At 57.3% G+C, this 18,028-nt stretch carries 16 protein-coding genes, 1 tRNA gene and 1 pseudogene; 4 read left to right on the plus strand and 14 right to left on the minus strand.

Annotated elements, in window-relative coordinates:
- Positions 1 to 70 precede the first annotated feature (70 nt).
- The 4 genes and pseudogenes from BJ917_RS29930 to BJ917_RS29945 form a co-directional block, all read right to left on the minus strand.
- The gene (locus tag BJ917_RS29930) at positions 71 to 286 is read right to left on the minus strand and encodes a hypothetical protein (RefSeq protein ID WP_121105897.1); all 216 of its coding nucleotides are present in this window, start codon (positions 284 to 286) and stop codon (positions 71 to 73) included.
- Between the two features lie 197 nt (positions 287 to 483).
- Positions 484 to 825: pseudogene (locus BJ917_RS32470) on the minus strand (cell envelope integrity protein TolA); the annotation flags it as partial.
- A gap of 984 nt (positions 826 to 1,809) precedes the next feature.
- Positions 1,810 to 2,532 (minus strand): hypothetical protein, encoded by a 723-nt coding sequence (locus BJ917_RS29940; RefSeq protein WP_121105899.1) that lies wholly within the window; start codon positions 2,530 to 2,532, stop codon positions 1,810 to 1,812.
- Positions 2,533 to 3,113: 581 nt separating this feature from the next.
- Positions 3,114 to 3,203 (minus strand) — tRNA-Ser (locus BJ917_RS29945).
- A gap of 307 nt (positions 3,204 to 3,510) precedes the next feature.
- On the opposite strand from BJ917_RS29945, the gene BJ917_RS29950 reads away from it, so the two are divergent.
- The 3 genes from BJ917_RS29950 (at position 3,511) to BJ917_RS29960 (ending at position 6,252) form a co-directional block, all read left to right on the plus strand.
- Positions 3,511 to 4,200: a crotonase/enoyl-CoA hydratase family protein gene (locus tag BJ917_RS29950; protein ID WP_096509740.1), complete on the plus strand. Its 690-nt coding sequence runs from the start codon at positions 3,511 to 3,513 to the stop codon at positions 4,198 to 4,200.
- A 214-nt stretch (positions 4,201 to 4,414) separates the two neighbouring features.
- Complete coding sequence (locus BJ917_RS29955; protein WP_096509739.1) at positions 4,415 to 5,137, plus strand: 1-acyl-sn-glycerol-3-phosphate acyltransferase; 723 nt, start codon at positions 4,415 to 4,417, stop codon at positions 5,135 to 5,137.
- Between the two features lie 143 nt (positions 5,138 to 5,280).
- Positions 5,281 to 6,252, plus strand: a complete 972-nt coding sequence (locus tag BJ917_RS29960) for a magnesium and cobalt transport protein CorA (protein WP_096509738.1) — start codon at positions 5,281 to 5,283, stop codon at positions 6,250 to 6,252.
- Between the two features lie 103 nt (positions 6,253 to 6,355).
- On the opposite strand, the gene BJ917_RS29965 is transcribed toward BJ917_RS29960, so the two are convergent.
- The 3 genes from BJ917_RS29965 to BJ917_RS29975 form a co-directional block, all read right to left on the minus strand.
- The gene (locus tag BJ917_RS29965; protein ID WP_096509737.1) at positions 6,356 to 7,084 is read right to left on the minus strand and encodes an amidotransferase; all 729 of its coding nucleotides are present in this window, start codon (positions 7,082 to 7,084) and stop codon (positions 6,356 to 6,358) included.
- Between the two features lie 94 nt (positions 7,085 to 7,178).
- Entirely contained in the window at positions 7,179 to 9,323 is a 2,145-nt protein-coding gene (locus BJ917_RS29970; RefSeq protein ID WP_121105901.1) for a 3-hydroxyacyl-CoA dehydrogenase NAD-binding domain-containing protein, read from the minus strand.
- A 24-nt stretch (positions 9,324 to 9,347) separates the two neighbouring features.
- Positions 9,348 to 10,553, minus strand: coding sequence for an acetyl-CoA C-acetyltransferase (locus tag BJ917_RS29975; protein WP_121105959.1), 1,206 nt, complete (start codon positions 10,551 to 10,553; stop codon positions 9,348 to 9,350).
- Between the two features lie 603 nt (positions 10,554 to 11,156).
- Here BJ917_RS29975 and BJ917_RS29980 point away from each other — a divergent pair.
- Positions 11,157 to 11,978 (plus strand): cytochrome c, encoded by an 822-nt coding sequence (locus BJ917_RS29980; RefSeq protein ID WP_121105903.1) that lies wholly within the window; start codon positions 11,157 to 11,159, stop codon positions 11,976 to 11,978.
- A 116-nt stretch (positions 11,979 to 12,094) separates the two neighbouring features.
- Here BJ917_RS29980 and BJ917_RS29985 read toward each other — a convergent pair whose 3' ends face one another.
- The 7 genes from BJ917_RS29985 to BJ917_RS30020 all read right to left on the minus strand — a co-directional run bounded on the left by BJ917_RS29985 (position 12,095) and on the right by BJ917_RS30020 (position 17,969).
- Positions 12,095 to 12,904 (minus strand): transglutaminase family protein, encoded by an 810-nt coding sequence (locus tag BJ917_RS29985; RefSeq protein ID WP_096509733.1) that lies wholly within the window; start codon positions 12,902 to 12,904, stop codon positions 12,095 to 12,097.
- Positions 12,901 to 13,851 (minus strand): alpha-E domain-containing protein, encoded by a 951-nt coding sequence (locus BJ917_RS29990; RefSeq protein ID WP_008061804.1) that lies wholly within the window; start codon positions 13,849 to 13,851, stop codon positions 12,901 to 12,903. Before BJ917_RS29990 ends, BJ917_RS29985 begins: the two co-directional genes overlap by 4 nt.
- 12 nt (positions 13,852 to 13,863) lie before the next feature.
- On the minus strand, positions 13,864 to 15,273 hold the full coding sequence (locus BJ917_RS29995) for a circularly permuted type 2 ATP-grasp protein (RefSeq protein ID WP_096509732.1): 1,410 nt from the start codon (positions 15,271 to 15,273) through the stop codon (positions 13,864 to 13,866).
- Between the two features lie 358 nt (positions 15,274 to 15,631).
- A complete protein-coding gene (locus BJ917_RS30005; protein ID WP_053157306.1) occupies positions 15,632 to 15,976 on the minus strand; it encodes a ribonuclease E inhibitor RraB in 345 nt (114 codons plus the stop codon).
- Positions 15,977 to 16,188: 212 nt separating this feature from the next.
- A complete protein-coding gene (locus BJ917_RS30010) occupies positions 16,189 to 16,422 on the minus strand; it encodes a hypothetical protein (RefSeq protein ID WP_096509731.1) in 234 nt (77 codons plus the stop codon).
- 214 nt (positions 16,423 to 16,636) lie between these two features.
- On the minus strand, positions 16,637 to 17,512 hold the full coding sequence (gene speE, locus BJ917_RS30015) for a polyamine aminopropyltransferase (protein WP_096509730.1): 876 nt from the start codon (positions 17,510 to 17,512) through the stop codon (positions 16,637 to 16,639).
- Between the two features lie 265 nt (positions 17,513 to 17,777).
- Entirely contained in the window at positions 17,778 to 17,969 is a 192-nt protein-coding gene (locus BJ917_RS30020) for a PLDc N-terminal domain-containing protein (protein WP_077044645.1), read from the minus strand.
- Positions 17,970 to 18,028: the final 59 nt, after the last annotated feature.

The following is an 18,028-nucleotide window of genomic DNA, read 5'->3' on the forward strand; positions in this document are numbered from 1 at the left end:
AAATAGATATTTGATAGCGCCACGCTGGCCGCTATCGAGCTACCAAAAAAGTAGACTTATTTGATAGCGGTTATGCCCTCAACTTGAGAATCCCAGCAGTGATGGCTGAGGCATTTTTGTCGAGCGTATCCAGCGCCGTGATGGCGTTGTTATGTGCTTCGAGCGAACCAGTTGACCTTGCCCACAACGCGACTTCTTCAATTGCTGCGGCTAGTGCGTGCTGGTTGTGCAATAGCAAGGTCAGTACGTCCGCTGTGGCGTTGTTGGCATCTGTGTTGTCTGGCATGGTGGTCATCCTTGAGTGGGTGGTGATCGAATGTTGGCAGCCGGGATTATCGAGCAAGCGGCTTTTGATAGTCCAAGCCCCCTGCGGATAGACGCTGGGGGCTCGTCAATGTCATTTGCTATGCTGATTCCAGCATTGAGGACGACACATGAATCACGAACCCTCAAAGCTCCTCGCGTACGTCTGCGGCCCATTGATCACAAGGTTAGATCCTCAGTCGTAAATACCATCGTGAATGAACGGTAGGGTTGGAAATCACTAGGCCTAAGTCCCTGCATTTCTGGCAATCGACCGACGTTTTTGACCGCCGCCACCGCTGAGCTATCGAATGGGGTATCTCCACTGGACCTGGCTACACTGACCGACTTCATTGTGCCATCCGGTAACATACTGATCTGTAGTACGACTTTCATGCCTTTCTTTGCTGACGGTGGACGAGCCCAGCTTTCTGATGCCCGAGCACGAATCAGATCATCAAAACTGCCCGCAACTTCATCACCAACATCATCGGCCGGGGCTTGCTGGCGCTCAGGCTTGTCTAGAGATATTTGTCGCACTTCTTCCACGTGTTTCGCTGGAAGCGAATTTTGCGCGGGTTTGTCTAGAGGTAGTTGTCGCACTTCCTCCACGTGTTTCGCTGGGCGTGAGTTTTGCGAGGGTTTATCATTTGTGGTTAATCTAGTTACCACAATGTTCCCGAACCGATCAGTGCCAATAACACGTACAAGCTGCCCTTGCAGCTGTCGACCGTTGAAGTCTCCATTTTCTGAGGTTATTCCAAGACCCGACAACCCACTAAATGCAACAATGTAGCAAATGCCTGGATCGCACATGGTGATGACAGAGGCTTTGTCTAGCTTGAACAGCTTGTTCTTGAACCAGTCTAAACCCTTATCTTTGTTGTTCTGTAATGCTTCTGATAGCCCCCCCGAATACTTCAAATTGTTGGCGTTTTCTATCTCCTTTAGCTGAGTAGAAGCAGCTATCTTGGCCTTGGCATCTTCTGCTGCTAGGACCTTGTCATATTCTTCGGCCTTAGCTTTGGCAGCTTCTGCCGCCTTAGCCTTGGCATCATGTTCGGCCAATAGCCTCGCTTCAGTTTCTGATGTATCTAGCTGCGCTTGGGCGAGGTAAAGTCGGCTAGTGGACTGATCGAATCCAGCAGAGGTATTGACGACGCCAGCAAATGAATTTGTCGCCAAAGCCATGCCAATAACGCACCCAGAAAATATTATTTTAGCTTTCATGTCTCTACCGCAGCATTGGTGGGTTTATGATGCCACCAGCATATGATGCTGGCACAATGCCCGTAAAGTACGTTTTGCAGTCGCAGACATGATTTACTTGTTAATTTATCCAAAACATTCGATTGGTGTTTTCTCGCAGCCAGTGGTAATCGCCGCATGACATCATAGAAGTAGCACAGATATAAACTGTACTAATTCAATGCGTATCCAGCAGACCCTATAATAACTTTTAGGGAGGCGCAGAACAACACCAGTACAACCCCGAAGGGTAGTCACTCAAATCGCCCCATAGAGCACACTAGAGGCTGTGCGTGTCAACATAACTACAGGTGACAAGTCAACCAATTGCATGAGTTCGAAAACATCAACAGTCGCAATGCTATCTTTCGGATGTTGGTCGAATAGTTGCTTTCGTAAATCAGGTTTGCCAGCGAGCCTCCATTCTTTCAACACACGACTGACAACGCGACACTGACTCAAAACTTGGCCGGCATCGGCCTTAGTTGCGACTTTCGCAAGGTAGCTCATCCATTCAAAATAGCTATCTTTTTCTTCAAGTGTTCGAAGGTGATGCCCATAAGGATCACTGTCAGGACCTATTACTTTGTAATCAGCTAAAAACCCTCCATCCATAAGCTTTGCCATAAAACGGTTTAAGCTTGATCTCCGATCTAGCCTGTCGTTCAATATTATAGCGAAGTGATGATGCGAGCCTTCTCCATCCTCATCGCATTCAACAACCGTTAAGCGCAACGGTATGTAGTTGGATTTTCTTTTGAAGAAAGTTGAAAGACGGGCGCTGAATTTGCGGCTATCCATTTCCCCTGTAAACCTGAGCCTCACATGATATCCACGCTGCCTTGCGTAGACCTTAGCGCACCCATACACCATCACATAAAGTGCTTCAATAATATTGATGAATGACGGGTAATCGGTAGCGCACTTAACTGAAACTCCCATAAAGCTATTTTGAAAGTGATGTTTTTCTTTTTTTGACATAACTGTTTTCGATGAAATTCATTTCCTAGTTGGATGGATAATAGAACACCTTTAATATCAGTAACCTCCAAGCCGAATCACCCTACACTACACCAGCGACCCTAGAGCCCTTAAGAGTAGTAAAGATCCCGCCCACAGAATACCGCCAATGCCAGATAAAACATGGGCCTGGAGGGTGCTTAAGTGTTTGCAAGTCAAACTTGAATAGGCCGATGGCCGGGCACGAAAAATTCGTGCTTTTGAATTTTATAAAATTAGTTTCCGGGAATGTGACCACCCCCACGGAATGCTAGGGATTACGTATTCCCGGCGGCGGCATACGCTCTATTATACGTCCCGCTCTACCCCATTCTAAACACTTTGCAGAATATCTTTTAGACAGCCATGCGATGCGACATCGATACGCCGCTGAAAGCCCGACAGATAAGACCTTTGCGATGACCCAGGACGGGCACATTCACAAAAAGCCTCTAGAAAACAAATGATCCGATTCCCACCCCGAAAGCAGTAGTACAAATGGGTAGTACAATCGGAAAACAAAAAACCCCGCAAACCGTTGATTTGCGGGGCTTTTCTAAATGTGGCGGTGAAGGAGAGATTCGAACTCTCGATACAGTTTCCTGTATACACACTTTCCAGGCGTGCTCCTTAAGCCACTCGGACACTTCACCGTATCTCTTCAAACAAGTTCTGTCTGTCGAGGCGCGCTAATGTAGTCGAAAGCTTTTCTGATGGCAAACATTTTTTCAGAATTTTCATGCGCTTAACGCAATTAGTCGTTTCGAGCCGGTCAGGGCAATGGCAAACCGGCCAATCTCTGGCTTCGCACACACGACTATATAGAGGGCAATGTGCCGCTGGCAGGGCGGGCTACGCTTGGCGGGCGGGCAAAGGGTGACTGGCGGGTCAGTCATGGCGCTTTACCTGGCCTGAGACGGTGGGTAACTTCTGCCCAACTTTATTGAAAGGAATAGCGTCATGAGTGAGTTGATTTCCTACCATCTCGAAGACGGTATCGCGACCCTGACCCTGAGCAATGGCAAGGTCAATGCCATTTCTCCGGACGTGATTGCAGCCTTCAACACGGCGCTGGATCAGGCGGTGACTGATCGTGCGGTGGTGATCATTACCGGTCAGCCCGGGATTCTCTCGGGCGGTTACGATTTGAAGGTGATGACGTCCGGCCCTAAAGAAGCCGTGGCGCTGGTAACTGCCGGCTCGACGCTGGCCCGCCGCCTGTTGTCTCACCCGTTCCCGGTAATCGTGGCCTGCCCCGGCCATGCGGTTGCCAAAGGCGCATTCCTGCTGCTGTCAGCCGACTACCGCATCGGTGTCGACGGCCCGTTCAGCATTGGCCTGAATGAAGTGCAGATCGGCATGACCATGCACCACGCCGGTATCGAGCTGGCCCGTGATCGACTGCGCAAGTCGGCATTCCACCGTTCGGTGATCAACGGTGAAATGTTCAATCCACAAACTGCGGTGGATGCCGGCTTCCTTGACCTGGTGGTGTCGGCCGAAGAACTGCAAGGCGCGGCATTGGCGGCGGCTCGTCAGTTGAAGAAGATCAACATGACCGCACACAAGAACACCAAGCTGAAAGTCCGCAAGGCACTGCTGGACACCCTGGATAACGCGATCATTCTGGATCAGGAGCATTTGGGTTAAGCCCCAACCTGCTTCAACGAAAAGCCCGACCGTCGTGTCGGGCTTTTTCGTACCTACCCTGTTGAAAAGCCGGCAACCGCTCTAGAACGCGTCTCACCCATCAGCCGGAAACATGTGCTTAAACATCGGCTATCTCCCGCTTCTTTAGCGGCAATTGCCGAAAACAGTGCACATCCGTACACTGCGCCACCTTTTGTCCCGGTGGGGCCTGAAAATGCTGTTTGTTTTACGTATGTCATTGATGGGCCTGCACTTTATTGTCGCGGGTGTGCTGGGCGTGATGCTCGGCCTGTGCCGCCCGTTCAATCCGGATAACAGTCGTCTGTGCGCGCGTCTGTATGCGTGGCCGGCGATGTGTATTTTGCGTTTACGGGTGAAGGCCGATGTCGGGCCGCTGATGGATAAACCCGACAGTTGCGTGATCATTGCCAACCACCAATCCAACTACGATCTGTTTGTATTCGGTAACGTGGTGCCCCGCCGTACCGTGTGCATCGGTAAAAAGAGTCTGAAATGGGTGCCATTGTTCGGTCAGTTGTTCTGGCTGGCCGGTAATGTGCTGATCGACCGTGGCAATGCGCAGAAAGCACGCCAGTCGATGGTGACCACCACCCACACGCTGCAAAACCAAGACACCTCGATCTGGGTCTTCCCGGAAGGTACGCGCAATCTGGGCGAAGAGCTGTTGCCGTTCAAGAAAGGCGCCTTCCAGATGGCCATCGCGGCCGGGGTGCCGATCGTGCCGGTGTGCGTCAGCAGTTACGTCAAACACATGCGTTTGAATCGCTGGCGCAGTGGGAAAATTCTGATTCGCTCGTTGCCGGCCATTCCCACCGCCGGCTTGAGTCTGGACGACATGCCCATGTTGATTGCCCAGTGCCGCGAACAGATGCGCGAATGCATCGACTCGATGGACCGGCAACTGCAAGCCGCTTGAATGAAACCCGCCCTGTGCGGGTTTTCTTTTGCCCGAAAACCGCGCAGATTTCACTGACGCTCCAGCAGCAGACAAGGCTAAGCTGAGTAACGCCCGCTACTTTTTGCTAATGAACGCCTGCTAATAAGAAGTGAATCACCATCATGGGTAGAGTTGTTGCTGCTGCGGTTTACAGCGCTGGCAAGAGAGTCACCAATATTACCCTCGACGAAGGCGCGGCCTGGGCTGCAAAGCCGGGGCATTTTGTCTGGATCGGCCTTGAAGAGCCGAGCGCCGAGGAACTGTACAACCTGCAACGCCAGTTCAACCTGCACGAACTGGCCATCGAAGACGCCCTGGAAAAACACAGTCGACCGAAACTGGAAACCTTCGGCGATGCGCTGTTCATCGTCACGTATTCCCCCATTCGGGAAGAAGGCAAACTCAAGTTCATCGAGACCCATATCTTTGCCGGCAAGGGCTACATCATTACCGCACGCAACGGTCACTCGGCGTCCTACGCCTATGTCCGACAGCGTTGTGAGGCGCGCCCTCTGCTGCTTGAGCACGGAGAAGATTTCGTACTCTATGCCATCCTCGACTTCGTGATTGAAAACTACCAGCCGATGGGCGAAGCGATTCATGCCGAGATCGATGAGCTGGAACGCAACGTCCTGTGCGGCACGCTGAACGAACGCGATATCCAGGACCTGCACAGCCTTCGCCGAGATGTGTTGCGCCTGCGCCGTTACGCAGCGCCGATGGTGGAGATCGGCGAAGAGCTGCAAAAACTGAGCTTTCCATTCATCGACAAGAACATGCGCCCGTATTTTCGCGATGTGCAGATTCACGTCACACGGCAGATGGAAGACCTGACCACCCTGGCGGACATTGCCAGCCAGACAATCGAAGTCGGGGTGTTGCTGGAGGCGTCACGCCAGAGCGTGGTTCAGCGCAAGTTTGCCGCGTGGGCGGCGATCCTGGCGTTCCCGACGGCGGTAGCGGGGATTTACGGGATGAACTTCCAGAACATGCCCGAGCTGAGCTGGCATTACGGCTATTTCGCGGTGCTGGGGTTTATTACCGTGGGGTGTGTGGCTTTGTGGGCGAGCTTCAAGAAATCGGGGTGGCTGTAGGGCTGTGTGCTTCCAGTGAAAAACAGTCGCCTCATTCGCGAGCAGGCTCGCTCCCACAATCGATCGAGTTTCAAATGTGGGAGCGAGCCTGCTCGCGAAGCTTTTAGCCTTTAACCGATTCTGGCTTGTGCGCCACAAACCGCATCATCCACTCAGCCACCGTGGCGCCGTGATGCTCACTTTCCAGGCTCGCGATACCCTTCGAATACACCTGCTCGCCCAGCGCTTGCTGACGAATTTCCAGCAAGGCCCGTGAATAGTCGTGAATGAACTCCGGATGACCCTGGAAGCACAGCACCTGGTCGTTGATGTGATACGCGGCATACGGGCAGAAATCGCTGGAGGCGATCACCGTGGCGTTTTCCGGCAGTGAGGTCACCTGGTCCTGGTGGCTGATCAGCAGGGTCAGCTCTTCGCGCACAGGATTCATCCACGGCGCCTTGGCAGCGAGTTTGTAATTGTGGGTACCGACACCCCAGCCCTGGCTCGCCCGTTCGCTCTTGCCGCCCAGCAACAGCGCCAGCAACTGATGGCCAAAGCATACGCCCAACAGTTTGTCGCCACGCTTGTAGCGGGTCAGCAGATATTCCTTGAGGGTCTGGATCCACGGGTCGGTGCCGAAGGAATCAGCCTTGCTGCCGGTGACCAGGTAGGCATCGAAGGTCAGGTCATCGCTGGGATAGTCACCCTGTACCACGTTGTAGATAGTGAATTCAGCGGCAATGGGTTGCTGCGAAAACAGGCGCTTGAACATCTGCCCGTAGCCCTGATATTGGTCGACCAATTCCGGACGCAGGTTGTCGGTTTCGAGAATGCAGATGCGTAACGACATAAAAAATACCTGACACGTGATGGGAATAATGCACACCCCAGAGCCTGCCTTGAAACACCGTGACAAGGCAAGCCCCGCGATGCGTCACTAATCCCTAAAACGTCTCCCCTTTGGCGGCTTTCTCCAGCAGCAATGCCGGTGGCGCGAAGCGCTCGCCGTATTGTCCGGCCAGGTACTGGGCGCGGGCGACGAAGTCCTTGACCCCGTATTGATTGATGAACTGCAGCGCACCGCCGGTCCAGGCAGCGAAACCGATGCCGAAAATCGAACCGACGTTGGCATCCGCCGTCGAGGTCAGCACGCCCTCCTCCACACAGCGCACGGTTTCGATGGCTTGCACGAACAGCAGGCGATCACGTACGTCCTTGGGCGAAATCTGCCCGTCGGCCTTTTCAAAGCGGGTTTTCAATTGAGGCCACAGATGTTTCTGGCCACCCGCCGGATACTCGTAGAAACCGCCTCCCGCCGCCTTGCCCGGACGCTTGTATTCGTTGAGCAGCAAGTCGATCACGGCAAATGCCGGATGCTCGACCAGCGGCTTGCCTTCGGCCTGCAAGTCTTTGGCGGTTTGCTGGCGGATATGGCTCATGAGGCTGAGGGACACTTCGTCGGAGATCGCCAGCGGTCCGATGGGCATGCCGGCCTTGCGCGCCTCGGTCTCGATCATTGGCGCACTGACGCCTTCACCCAGCATTGCGATGCCTTCATTGGTAAACGTGCCGAACACCCGCGAGGTGAAGAAGCCACGGCTGTCGTTGACCACAATCGGGGTTTTCTTGATTTGCAGGACGAAATCGAAGCCGCGAGCCAGGGTCTCATCGCTGGTGTGATTGCCCTTGATGATTTCCACCAAGGGCATTTTGTCCACAGGACTGAAGAAATGCAGACCGATGAACTTGCTCGGGTCCGGCACCGCCGTGGCCAGGCCACTGATCGGCAGGGTCGACGTGTTGGAGGCGATCACCGCATCCGCACCGACGACTTTTTGTGCGGCCTGGGAGACCTTGGCCTTCAGCTCACGGTCTTCAAATACGGCTTCAATGATCAGATCGCAACCGGCCAGATCGGCATCGCTTTCGGTGGTATGAATGCGCGCCAGAACGGCTTCGCGCTGCTCGCTGTTCATTTGACCGCGCGCCACTTTCTTGTCCAGCAGCGCTGCCGAGTGTGCCTTGCCCTTCTCGGCAGCCGCCAGGCTGATGTCCTTGAGTACCACCTCGATACCGGCCGACGCGCTGACAAACGCTATGCCCGCGCCCATCATTCCGGCGCCGAGTACGCCGACTTTCCGGGTGACGTACGGAGCGATTCCCTGCGGCCGCGAGCCTCCGGCATTGATTTCGTTGAGCTGGAACCAGAAAGTACCGATCAGGTTTTTCGAGATCTGACCGGTGGTTAACTCCGTGAAGTAGCGGGTTTCAATCAGGTGCGCCGTGTCGAAATCCACTTGCGCGCCTTCCACCGCGGCACAGAGGATCTTCTCCGGCGCCGGCATGCAACCCTGGGTTTTGCTGCGCAGGATCGACGGCGCAATGGCCAGCATCTGTGCGACCTTGGGGCTCGACGGCGTACCACCGGGAATCTGGTAACCCTTCACATCCCAGCGCTGCACGGCGGTCGGGTTGGCGATAATCCAGGCGCGGGCCTTGGCCAGCAGTTCGTCCTGATCCGCCGCCAACTCATCGATCAGCCCCGCCTGCAACGCCTGTTGCGGCCGTACTTTTTTACCTTCGAGCAGATACGGCAGGGCTTTTTCCAGGCCAAGCATGCGCACCATGCGCACCACCCCGCCGCCGCCCGGCAGCAAGCCGAGGGTCACTTCCGGCAAACCGAGTTGCACCGATGGGTTGTCCAGCGCCACGCGGTGATGGCAGGCCAGGCAGATTTCCCAACCGCCGCCGAGCGCCGCGCCATTGATCGCCGCAACCACCGGTTTGCCGAGGGTTTCCAGGGTGCGCAATTGCCCTTTGAGGTTCAGCACCATGTCGTAAAAGGCTTTGGCTTGCGGTTTGCCGACCTTGATCAACTCATTGAGGTCGCCGCCGGCAAAGAAGGTTTTCTTGGCCGAAGTGATGATGACGCCGGCAATGGCGTCCCGGTCGGCCACCAGGCGGGCCACGCAGTCGGCCATGGCGTCGCGGTACACCGCGTTCATGGTGTTGGCGCTCTGGCCCGGCATGTCGATGGTCAGGACGACAATCCGGTCCTGGCCTTTTTCGTAACGAATGGCTTGGGTCATGAAAGGTTTCCTTGGATTCGGGGCTCAGAGGCGTTCGATGATGGTGGCAATGCCCATGCCGCCACCCACACACAGGGTCGCGAGGCCGTAGCGCAGGCGCCGGGCTTCCAGTTCATCGAGCAGGGTGCCGAGAATCGCGCAACCGGTGGCGCCCAGCGGGTGCCCCATGGCAATGGATCCGCCGTTGACGTTGACCTTGCCCGGGTCGACGGCCATGTCCTTGATGAACTTCAACACCACCGAGGCAAAGGCCTCATTGACCTCGAACAGGTCGATGTCTTCAACCCGCAGCCCGGCCTTGGCCAGCGCCTTGCGGGTGGCCGGTGCAGGGCCGGTGAGCATGATGGTCGGGTCGGTGCTGGTCACCGCCGTGGCGACGATCCGCGCCCGTGGCTGCAAGCCCAGTGCCCGGCCCTTGGCTTCGGAACCGATCAGCATCAACGCCGCACCATCGACGATTCCGGAACTGTTACCGGGAGTGTGGACGTGGTTGATCCGCTCTACCTGGCTGTAGACCCGCAGCGCGGTGGCGTCGAAGCCCATTTGCCCGATCATTTCAAAACTCGGCTTGAGCTTGCCCAGGCCTTCCAGGGTCGAGTCGGCCCGGATGAACTCATCGTGATCGAGCAGGATGATGCCGTTCTGATCCTGCACCGGCACCAGCGACTTGCTGAACGATCCATCGGCGCGCGCCCGCGCGGCTTTCTGCTGTGAATGCAACGCGTAGGCATCGACGTCGTGACGGCTGAAGCCTTCGAGCGTGGCGATCAGGTCGGCCCCGACGCCCTGCGGGGTGAAATGGCTGTGCAGGTTGGTTTCCGGGTCCAGGGCCCAGGCCCCGCCATCGCTGCCCATGGGGACCCGCGACATGGACTCGACGCCGCCGACCACCACCAGGTCTTCGAAACCCGAGCGGACTTTCATCGCCCCAAGGTTCACCGCCTCCAGCCCTGACGCGCAAAAACGATTGATCTGCACCCCGGACACGCTGACATCCCAGTCCGCTACCTGGACCGCGGTCTTGGCGATGTCGGAGCCTTGATCGCCGATGGGGGTGACGCAACCGAGCACCACGTCATCGACCTGACGGGTGTCGAGGGCAGTCCGCTCTTGCAGCGCCCTGAGCAATCCAGCCACCAGGTTCACCGGCTTGACGCTGTGTAAAGCGCCGTCGGCCTTGCCTTTGCCACGGGGCGTACGTAGCGCATCGAAAATCAAAGCTTGGGTCATGACGTCCTCGAACCGCAGTGCGAATGAATGAAAAACACAACTCACACTCTTCGCCGGCGGCCCCCCGTATTCAATGACCGCAGCGCTCATCGGCATTGACGCTCACGCTCAGACGGACGGTCGTCAACAAACGGGTAAACCGTTTCTTGACACGCAGGTGTCTAGCAAAAGGCCGCCCAAGAAGCTGGCAATAGGCCTCATGCCTTTTTAATAGCATATACCGAGACAACCATACTAAATGGATCTAAAACAAGCGTGACGCGGGCTCTAAGGTGAAGTTATACGAAGTTGTCGTCGGGTTTTGCCGAGGCGCTCGTCCTACAGGAAGTGCAACGTCTGCCGTCATGGATATATGCAGGCAGGCATCAGGAAATAACAAAAAAAAGGCGGTCAGCCATGTTCAAACAATCGAAAGTCCGTCAAGCAGGTCTCATTCTCTTTGCTACTACGCTGTTGTTGATTTTGCCCAACCTGACCAAGGTGATCGGCTAGTCGGTATTCAAAAAATACGACACCAGAGTTTTACATCGCCACGTTAAAAATGTGACTGGCTCGCTACCCGGGCCAGCGTGGCTGTGCCAACCTTTGTGGCACTTCCACGACATGGACGGCGATCAATTGAAAACGCTCATTCTGTTCGGGGCCTTGCTGCTCGGCACGCCCCTGTACGCCGCACAACTCAATCTGGAGCTGGGCGCAGACAGTCGCACCTGGCAGACCGAGGAATTGCTCAAGCATCCGCTGGTCCAGACCATCAACATCCCCAATGACGTTTCCTACAAACGGGACATGAGCTACCGCGCTGTCCCGTTGGCGGCGTTGTTGACGGGGGTCAAACCCGACGATCATTTGCAAGCTGTCGCGCTCGATGGTTTTGCCGCGGAATTGTCAGCGGCACCCCTGCTTAATGCCCAGGGCGCGCGGGCCTGGCTGGCGATCGAAGACCCGGCGAACCCGTGGCCACCCCTGTCAGAAGGCAAGCACAGCGCCGGGCCGTTTTACCTGGTCTGGACTGATCCGCGGGCGGGCAACATCAGCCCGGAACAATGGCCGTTCGAAGTCGCCAGCATCAAGAGCATGGCGCCGGTGGCCGAGCGCTTTCCAGCCCTGCTGCCCGATCCTGCGTTGAAGGCCGACGACCCGGTCAACAAGGGTTTTGCGCTGTTTCAGAAAAACTGCCTGGCGTGCCATCGATTGAACGGTGCCGGGGATTCGCAGTTCGGGCCGGACCTGAATATTCCGTACAACCCGACCGAGTACTTCGGCGCGGATTTCCTCAAGCGCTATCTCCGCGATCCACAGGGTTTGCGCCAGTGGCCCCAGGCGAAAATGCCCGGGTTCTCGAGCGAGGTGCTGCCGGATGAGGATCTGGGGATGCTGGTGGGGTATTTGAAGCATATGGTGGGGCGTAAGGCGAAGCCCTGATTGCCTTCTGCCCTGTAGGAGCAAAGCTTGCTCGCGATGGCGGTTTGTCAGTCAACATTTCTGTAACTGAACCACCGCCATCGCGAGCAAGCTTTGCTCCTACAGGGATTAGCGCCTTACTGTTGCTGGACGGAGATCACCCGCGCAGGCGTCGGCGTGACGAACACCTTGGCATGCATCTGCTCAGCGCCACCACCGCGACGCATGCCGCGCACCGGACAGGCATCCAGGTAGTCCAGGCCCACCGCCAGTTTCAAGTGGCGCTCGGGCCGGGCCAGTTCGTTGGTCACGTCGAAGCTGTACCAGGCATCATCGAGCCAGGCTTCGGCCCAGGCGTGGCTGGCCAGGTGTTCGCTGTTTTCACTGTACAGATAACCGGACACGTACCTCGCCGGGATACCCAGGCTGCGGGCACAGGCGAGGAAGGCATGGGTGTGGTCCTGGCACACCCCCGAACGCCCGGCGAAAGCCTTGGCGGCGCTGGTGTCCACTTCGGTGGCGCCCGGCGTGTAGGTCATGTGCTGGTTCAAGCCATGCATCAGGTCGATCAGCGCGGTGCGGTCCCGCCGCTGCTTGCACTCCTGCTGCGCGAACGCACGCAACGCCGCATCCGCTTCAGTCAGGCGGGTGAACCGCAGGAACGGCAACGCCGACTGGCTCTCGTGCTCGGCTTCGCGCAGCTCGTCGATGTCGACCTGGCCGCGGGCACCGATGATGATCGCCTCGTGGGGCTCGTCCAGGGTCAGCACATGCAGGATATTGCCGAATGGATCGAGTTGCGCACGCACCGGGCGCGGCAGGTCGAGCTGCCAGCTGAGCACGTGTTGGCGCTCGCTGTCGTGGGGGGTCAGTCGCAAATACTGGATGCTCGCCCGCACCTGATCTTCGTAGTGATAGGTGGTCTCGTGGCTAATGGAAAGTCTCATGCAGCCTCCAGGTAAGAACTGTGAATCGCGTTGCCCAGCTGGCGCACCAGCGGGATGAACTCGGTCAGCCAGGCGTGCAGGCCTTCGTCGAGAATTTCGCTGATGCCGGTGTAACGCAGTCGCGCGTCCATTTCCGCCGCCAGGCGTTGTGCAGGACGGCCATTGGCCCCCGGCAACTGGGCGAGAATCTGGTCGATTTCCTCGGTACAGGCGCGCAACGAACGCGGCACATCCGCCCGCAGCAACAGCAACTCGGCCACATGCCGGGCGCCGGGGGCGTCACGGTAGATCTCGGTGTAGGCCTCGAATGACGACAGCGCCCGCAGCAAGGCACTCCACTGGTAATAGGCGTGGGCCGTGCCATCACTGACCGCTTCAGCCTGATCACCGGCCATTTCGTAGCGGGCATCGAGCAGGCGCAGGGTGTTGTCGGCGCGCTCGATGAAGGTCCCCAGGCGAATGAAGCGGAACGCATCGTTACGCATGATGGTGCCGTAGGACGCGCCCCGAAACAGGTGGGAACGCTCCTTGATCCACTCGCAGAAGCGGCTCATGCCGTAGCGACTGAGGCCCTGCTCGGCAATCCCGCGAATTTCCAGCCAGGTCGCGTTGATGTTTTCCCACATGTCGGCGGTGATTCGCCCACGCACAGCATGGGCACTGGCCCGCGCCGCGCCGAGGCAACTGTAGATGCTCGCCGGGTTGGCCGCGTCCAGGGCGAAAAAATGCAGCAGCCGTTCGGCATGCAGTTCGCCGTGGCGTTCGAGGTAATCGTCCAGGGTACCGGTAATCAACAGGGGCATGGCCAGTTCATGCAGACCGTTGCCACGGCCATCCTGTGGCATCAGTGACAGCGAATAGCTGATGTCGAGCATCCGTGCGAGGTTTTCCGCCCGCTCCAGGTAACGCGACATCCAATACAAATCCGAGGCAGTTCTACTTAACATGACAGGCTTCCTTCAATCCTCGACCACCCAGGTGTCCTTGGTTCCACCGCCCTGGGAGGAATTCACCACCAGGGAGCCTTCGCGCAGGGCGACACGGGTCAGGCCGCCGGGCACGACCCGGGTTTCACGGCCGGACAATACAAACGGACGCAGGTCGATATGGCGCGGCGCGATGCCGTTTTCGACAAAGGTCGGACAGGTCGACAGCGACAACGTCGGTTGTGCGATGTAGGCATGGGGCTTGGCGATGATCCGCGCGCGGAAGGCTTCGATTTCCGCGGCGGTTGCCGCTGGCCCCACCAGCATTCCGTAACCGCCGGAGCCCTGGGTTTCCTTGACCACCAGCTCCGGCAGATTGGCCAGTACGTGGGAAAGCTCGGAGGGATTACGACACTGCCAGGTCGGCACGTTTTTCAGGATGGGTTCTTCGTCCAGATAGAAACGGATCATGTCCGTGACGAACGGGTACACCGACTTGTCGTCCGCCACTCCCGTGCCGATGGCATTGGCCAGCACCACATTGCCGGAGCGGTAGGACGACAGCAGGCCCGGCACGCCGAGCATCGACTCCGGGTTGAACGCCAGCGGGTCGAGGAATGCATCGTCAAGGCGGCGGTAGATCACGTCGACGGCTTTTGGCCCGTCGGTGGTGCGCATGTAGACCTTGTCGTCACGCACAAACAGGTCCGCGCCTTCCACCAGCTCCACGCCCATCTCCCGCGCCAGAAAAGCGTGTTCGAAGAACGCACTGTTGAACCGTCCCGGCGTCAGCACCACCACGCTCGGGTTGTCGATGGGACTTGAGCTTTTCAGGGTATCGAGCAGCAGGTTCGGATAATGATCGATGGGCGCGATGCGTTGCGCCGCGAACAGCTCGGGGAACAGACGCATCATCATTTTGCGGTCTTCGAGCATGTAGCTGACGCCGCTGGGTGTGCGCAGGTTGTCTTCGAGCACGTAGTAGGTGCCGTCGCCGTCGCGCACCAGATCGACGCCGGAGATGTGCGAGTAGATGTCACGGTGCAGGTCCAGCCCTTGCATCGCCAACTGGTACTGCTCGTTGGCCAGCACCTGCTCGGCCGGAATGATGCCGGCCTTGATGATCCGTTGCTCGTGGTAGAGGTCGGCGAGAAACATGTTCAACGCCTTGACCCGCTGGATGCAGCCGCGCTCGACCACCCGCCATTCGCTGGCAGGAATGCTGCGCGGAATGGTATCGAAGGGAATCAGGCGCTCTGTCCCCTGCTCATCACCGTAGAGCGTGAATGTAATCCCGGCGCGATGAAATAACAGATCGGCCTCGCGTCGCCGTTGTGCCAGAAGCTCGTCAGGCGTCTCGGCCAGCCAACGGGCAAACTCCCGATAATGCGGGCGGACCTGGCCGCCGGCATCGTACATCTCATCAAAATAGGTGCGGATCATGCCGTACTCCTTGTCACCCGGACATCCAGGCCATCGCAAGGCCCGTGCCATCGGCATAAACGCTTTGATATCAATCGGTTGGATAATCAATACGCAGACACCGCACCAATCCTGTGCGGCAAATGCCCAACCTGATCGCCCCCCGCTTCATTGCAAGGCGTAATAGACGCCTGTCACCAGCATAGTCCGTAGGAGCCGGCTTGCTGGCGAAGTGACCATTAAGTCATGCGTTGCACTCAGGGGAGCCTTCGCTGGCAAGCCAGCTCCTACGGGGGCCGTGTTTAATTTCACATCTGCACAAACGAAAACGGCCAACCCGAAGGTCAGCCGCTACTGATACTTGTCACTGTTCATAGGGTTATGCGAGTCGCCCTCGTACCTCCTGCTTGACTCCCCAGCCTTCAATGATGCCGCCCAACGGCTCGACCACCGCTTCGAAACCCTGCTCGAAATCGCCGATATCGTCGTAAGTGGCGTACATCACCTTGCTGAGTTCCAGCGCCCATGCGCCGTCGTCACGCACACTGATCTGCGCATTCAGGGATTCTCCTCGATGAAAATGACCTGCCGCCCTGCGTGCCCGCTCCTCGTCCGGGAAAATGGCGTAGAACTCGATGGGATGGAACCGTGAAAAGTCGAAACCGCCTTCTTTCATGCGGCGCAGCACGCTGCTGCTGATGTCTTCTTGATAGGCTGTGCTCATGAAACGTCCTCCTCAAACCGATGGATAGACTTTCCGTACTCCCTGCGCACGCAACCATGGCCGCGCGCGTTTCGGCAATCGATGTGCCGGCGGGAAACAAGCATGTAGCTGACAAGACCAGACCTTAGCGATCCGTTCGCTGATCTCGATTGCAGAGTAGCCTCAGGACAGAGGCGCTGCCAAGGCCTGGTTGAGAATGTGACAGGAGTTGTTCAGATTGGCGTGATGCCGAGGATTTGAATGCTGTTCTGGGTCTTGAGGTTTTTGACGCTCGCGTCAGTGGTTCGACCTTCCAGATCGTTCAGATCCAGCTTGGCGGCGACAGGAAGGAGCCGTTCCTTGATGAGTTTGGCGGCCTGCTCATGACTTGGGCATTCCTCGCACTCGAAGACTTCGTTGATCGTTTCACCGTGATCATCCACGAAGGTGACTTTCCACTTTGACATCGGAGCCTCCTCAATCAAAACCCGTAAATGGGCTTACACCTATCTCGACTTTAGCTCGAATTGATCGTTCCAATCGGTTGCCGTGCGTTGGCATAAAAAAACATACAAAACCTGCAGGAGCTGGCTTGCCAGCGAAAGCGGATCGTCAGTCAACACGGGTGTTGTGCCGCCGTTTTCGCTGGCGAGCCAGCTCCTACAAGGGTCATGCATACATTCAGTCGTTGCTTGGCTTGCCCACCGCCTGCAGTACGTACTGTGGCAAGGCAAACGCGCCGATGTGTATCTCTGGATTGTAGTAGCGCGTGACGATGCCGCTCCCAGCGAAGCGCTGTTGCAGGGCTTCACGTGTCAACTTGCGATAAGCGGTATTGGTCGAGCCCCAGGCGAAGGTCATCGAGCCGCCGATGTAGGTCGGCACCGCGGCCTGGTAGAAGTGCCAGTCCGGGAACAAGCTGCGCAGGCGACCGGCAGTGGTTTTGACTTCTTCGATTTGCATGAACGGCGTGCCGTTCTGGGTCACCAGGATGCCGCCTTCGTTCAGGCAACGATGGCAGGCCTGGTAGAAGTTTTCCGAGAACAGTACTTCGCCCGGCCCGATCGGGTCGGTGGAGTCGGAAATGATCACGTCGAATTTTTCGGTGGTGGTAGCGACGAAGCGCATGCCGTCGTCGATCACCAGGTTCAGACGCGGGTCGTCATAGGCGCCTTTGGAGTGGTTCGGCAGAAACGCCTTGCACATGTCGACCACGGTGCCATCGATCTCGACCATGGTGATATGTTCGACACTGCGGTGCTTGGCCACTTCACGCAGCATGCCGCCGTCGCCACCGCCGATGATCAATACGCGCTTGGCGGTGCCATGCGCGAGGATCGGCACATGGGTGAGCATTTCGTGGTAGATGAACTCGTCGGCTTCGGTGGTCTGGATCACGCCGTCCAGTGCCATGACCCGGCCCATGCGCGGGTTTTCGAAAATGACCAGGTGCTGGTGCTCGGTGCGCACTTCGTGCAGCAGTTTGTCCATGCGAAAACGCTGGCCGTAGCCTTCGTAGAGGGTTTCCAGGTAGTCGCTGGTTGGGGTGGTGCTCATGGGAAGTGCTCCGATGAATGCGGGTGGCAACGGACGGTTACCCGCCCATGATGGCCAATCGATCACCTCGATTGCCCGGGAAAGGCGCGCATTCTACGTTGCGGAAGATGACAGGTCGAACCTTCATGACCGAGTACACACAGAACAATGTGGGAGCGAGCCTGCTCGCGAAGGCGGTGGCACATTCAACAAGGATGTGGCTGACATACCGCTTTCGCGAGCAGGCTCGCTCCCACAGGGAAATGCGTTGTAGACGAAGGCGCAATCAGATCCTGACATTGCCCCGTGGCCCGGCGATGGCCCAGATGATCAGGCCCAGAACCGGCAGCAGCACAATCAACAGCACCCAGAGGATTTTCATCCCGGTTTCCGCGCCGCTTTTCAGCACATTGATGATGGCCCAGATGTCCAGGGCAAGAATGATCAGGCCGACCAGGCTGTTGAAGGTGGAACCCATGGTGACGCTCCCGAAGAGTGGTATGCCCCTTAGGATAGCCGGCCGTGGCGAGGGTTCCG

This window comes from Pseudomonas sp. WPR_5_2, assembly GCF_003634475.1.
Lineage (GTDB): Bacteria > Pseudomonadota > Gammaproteobacteria > Pseudomonadales > Pseudomonadaceae > Aquipseudomonas > Aquipseudomonas izuensis.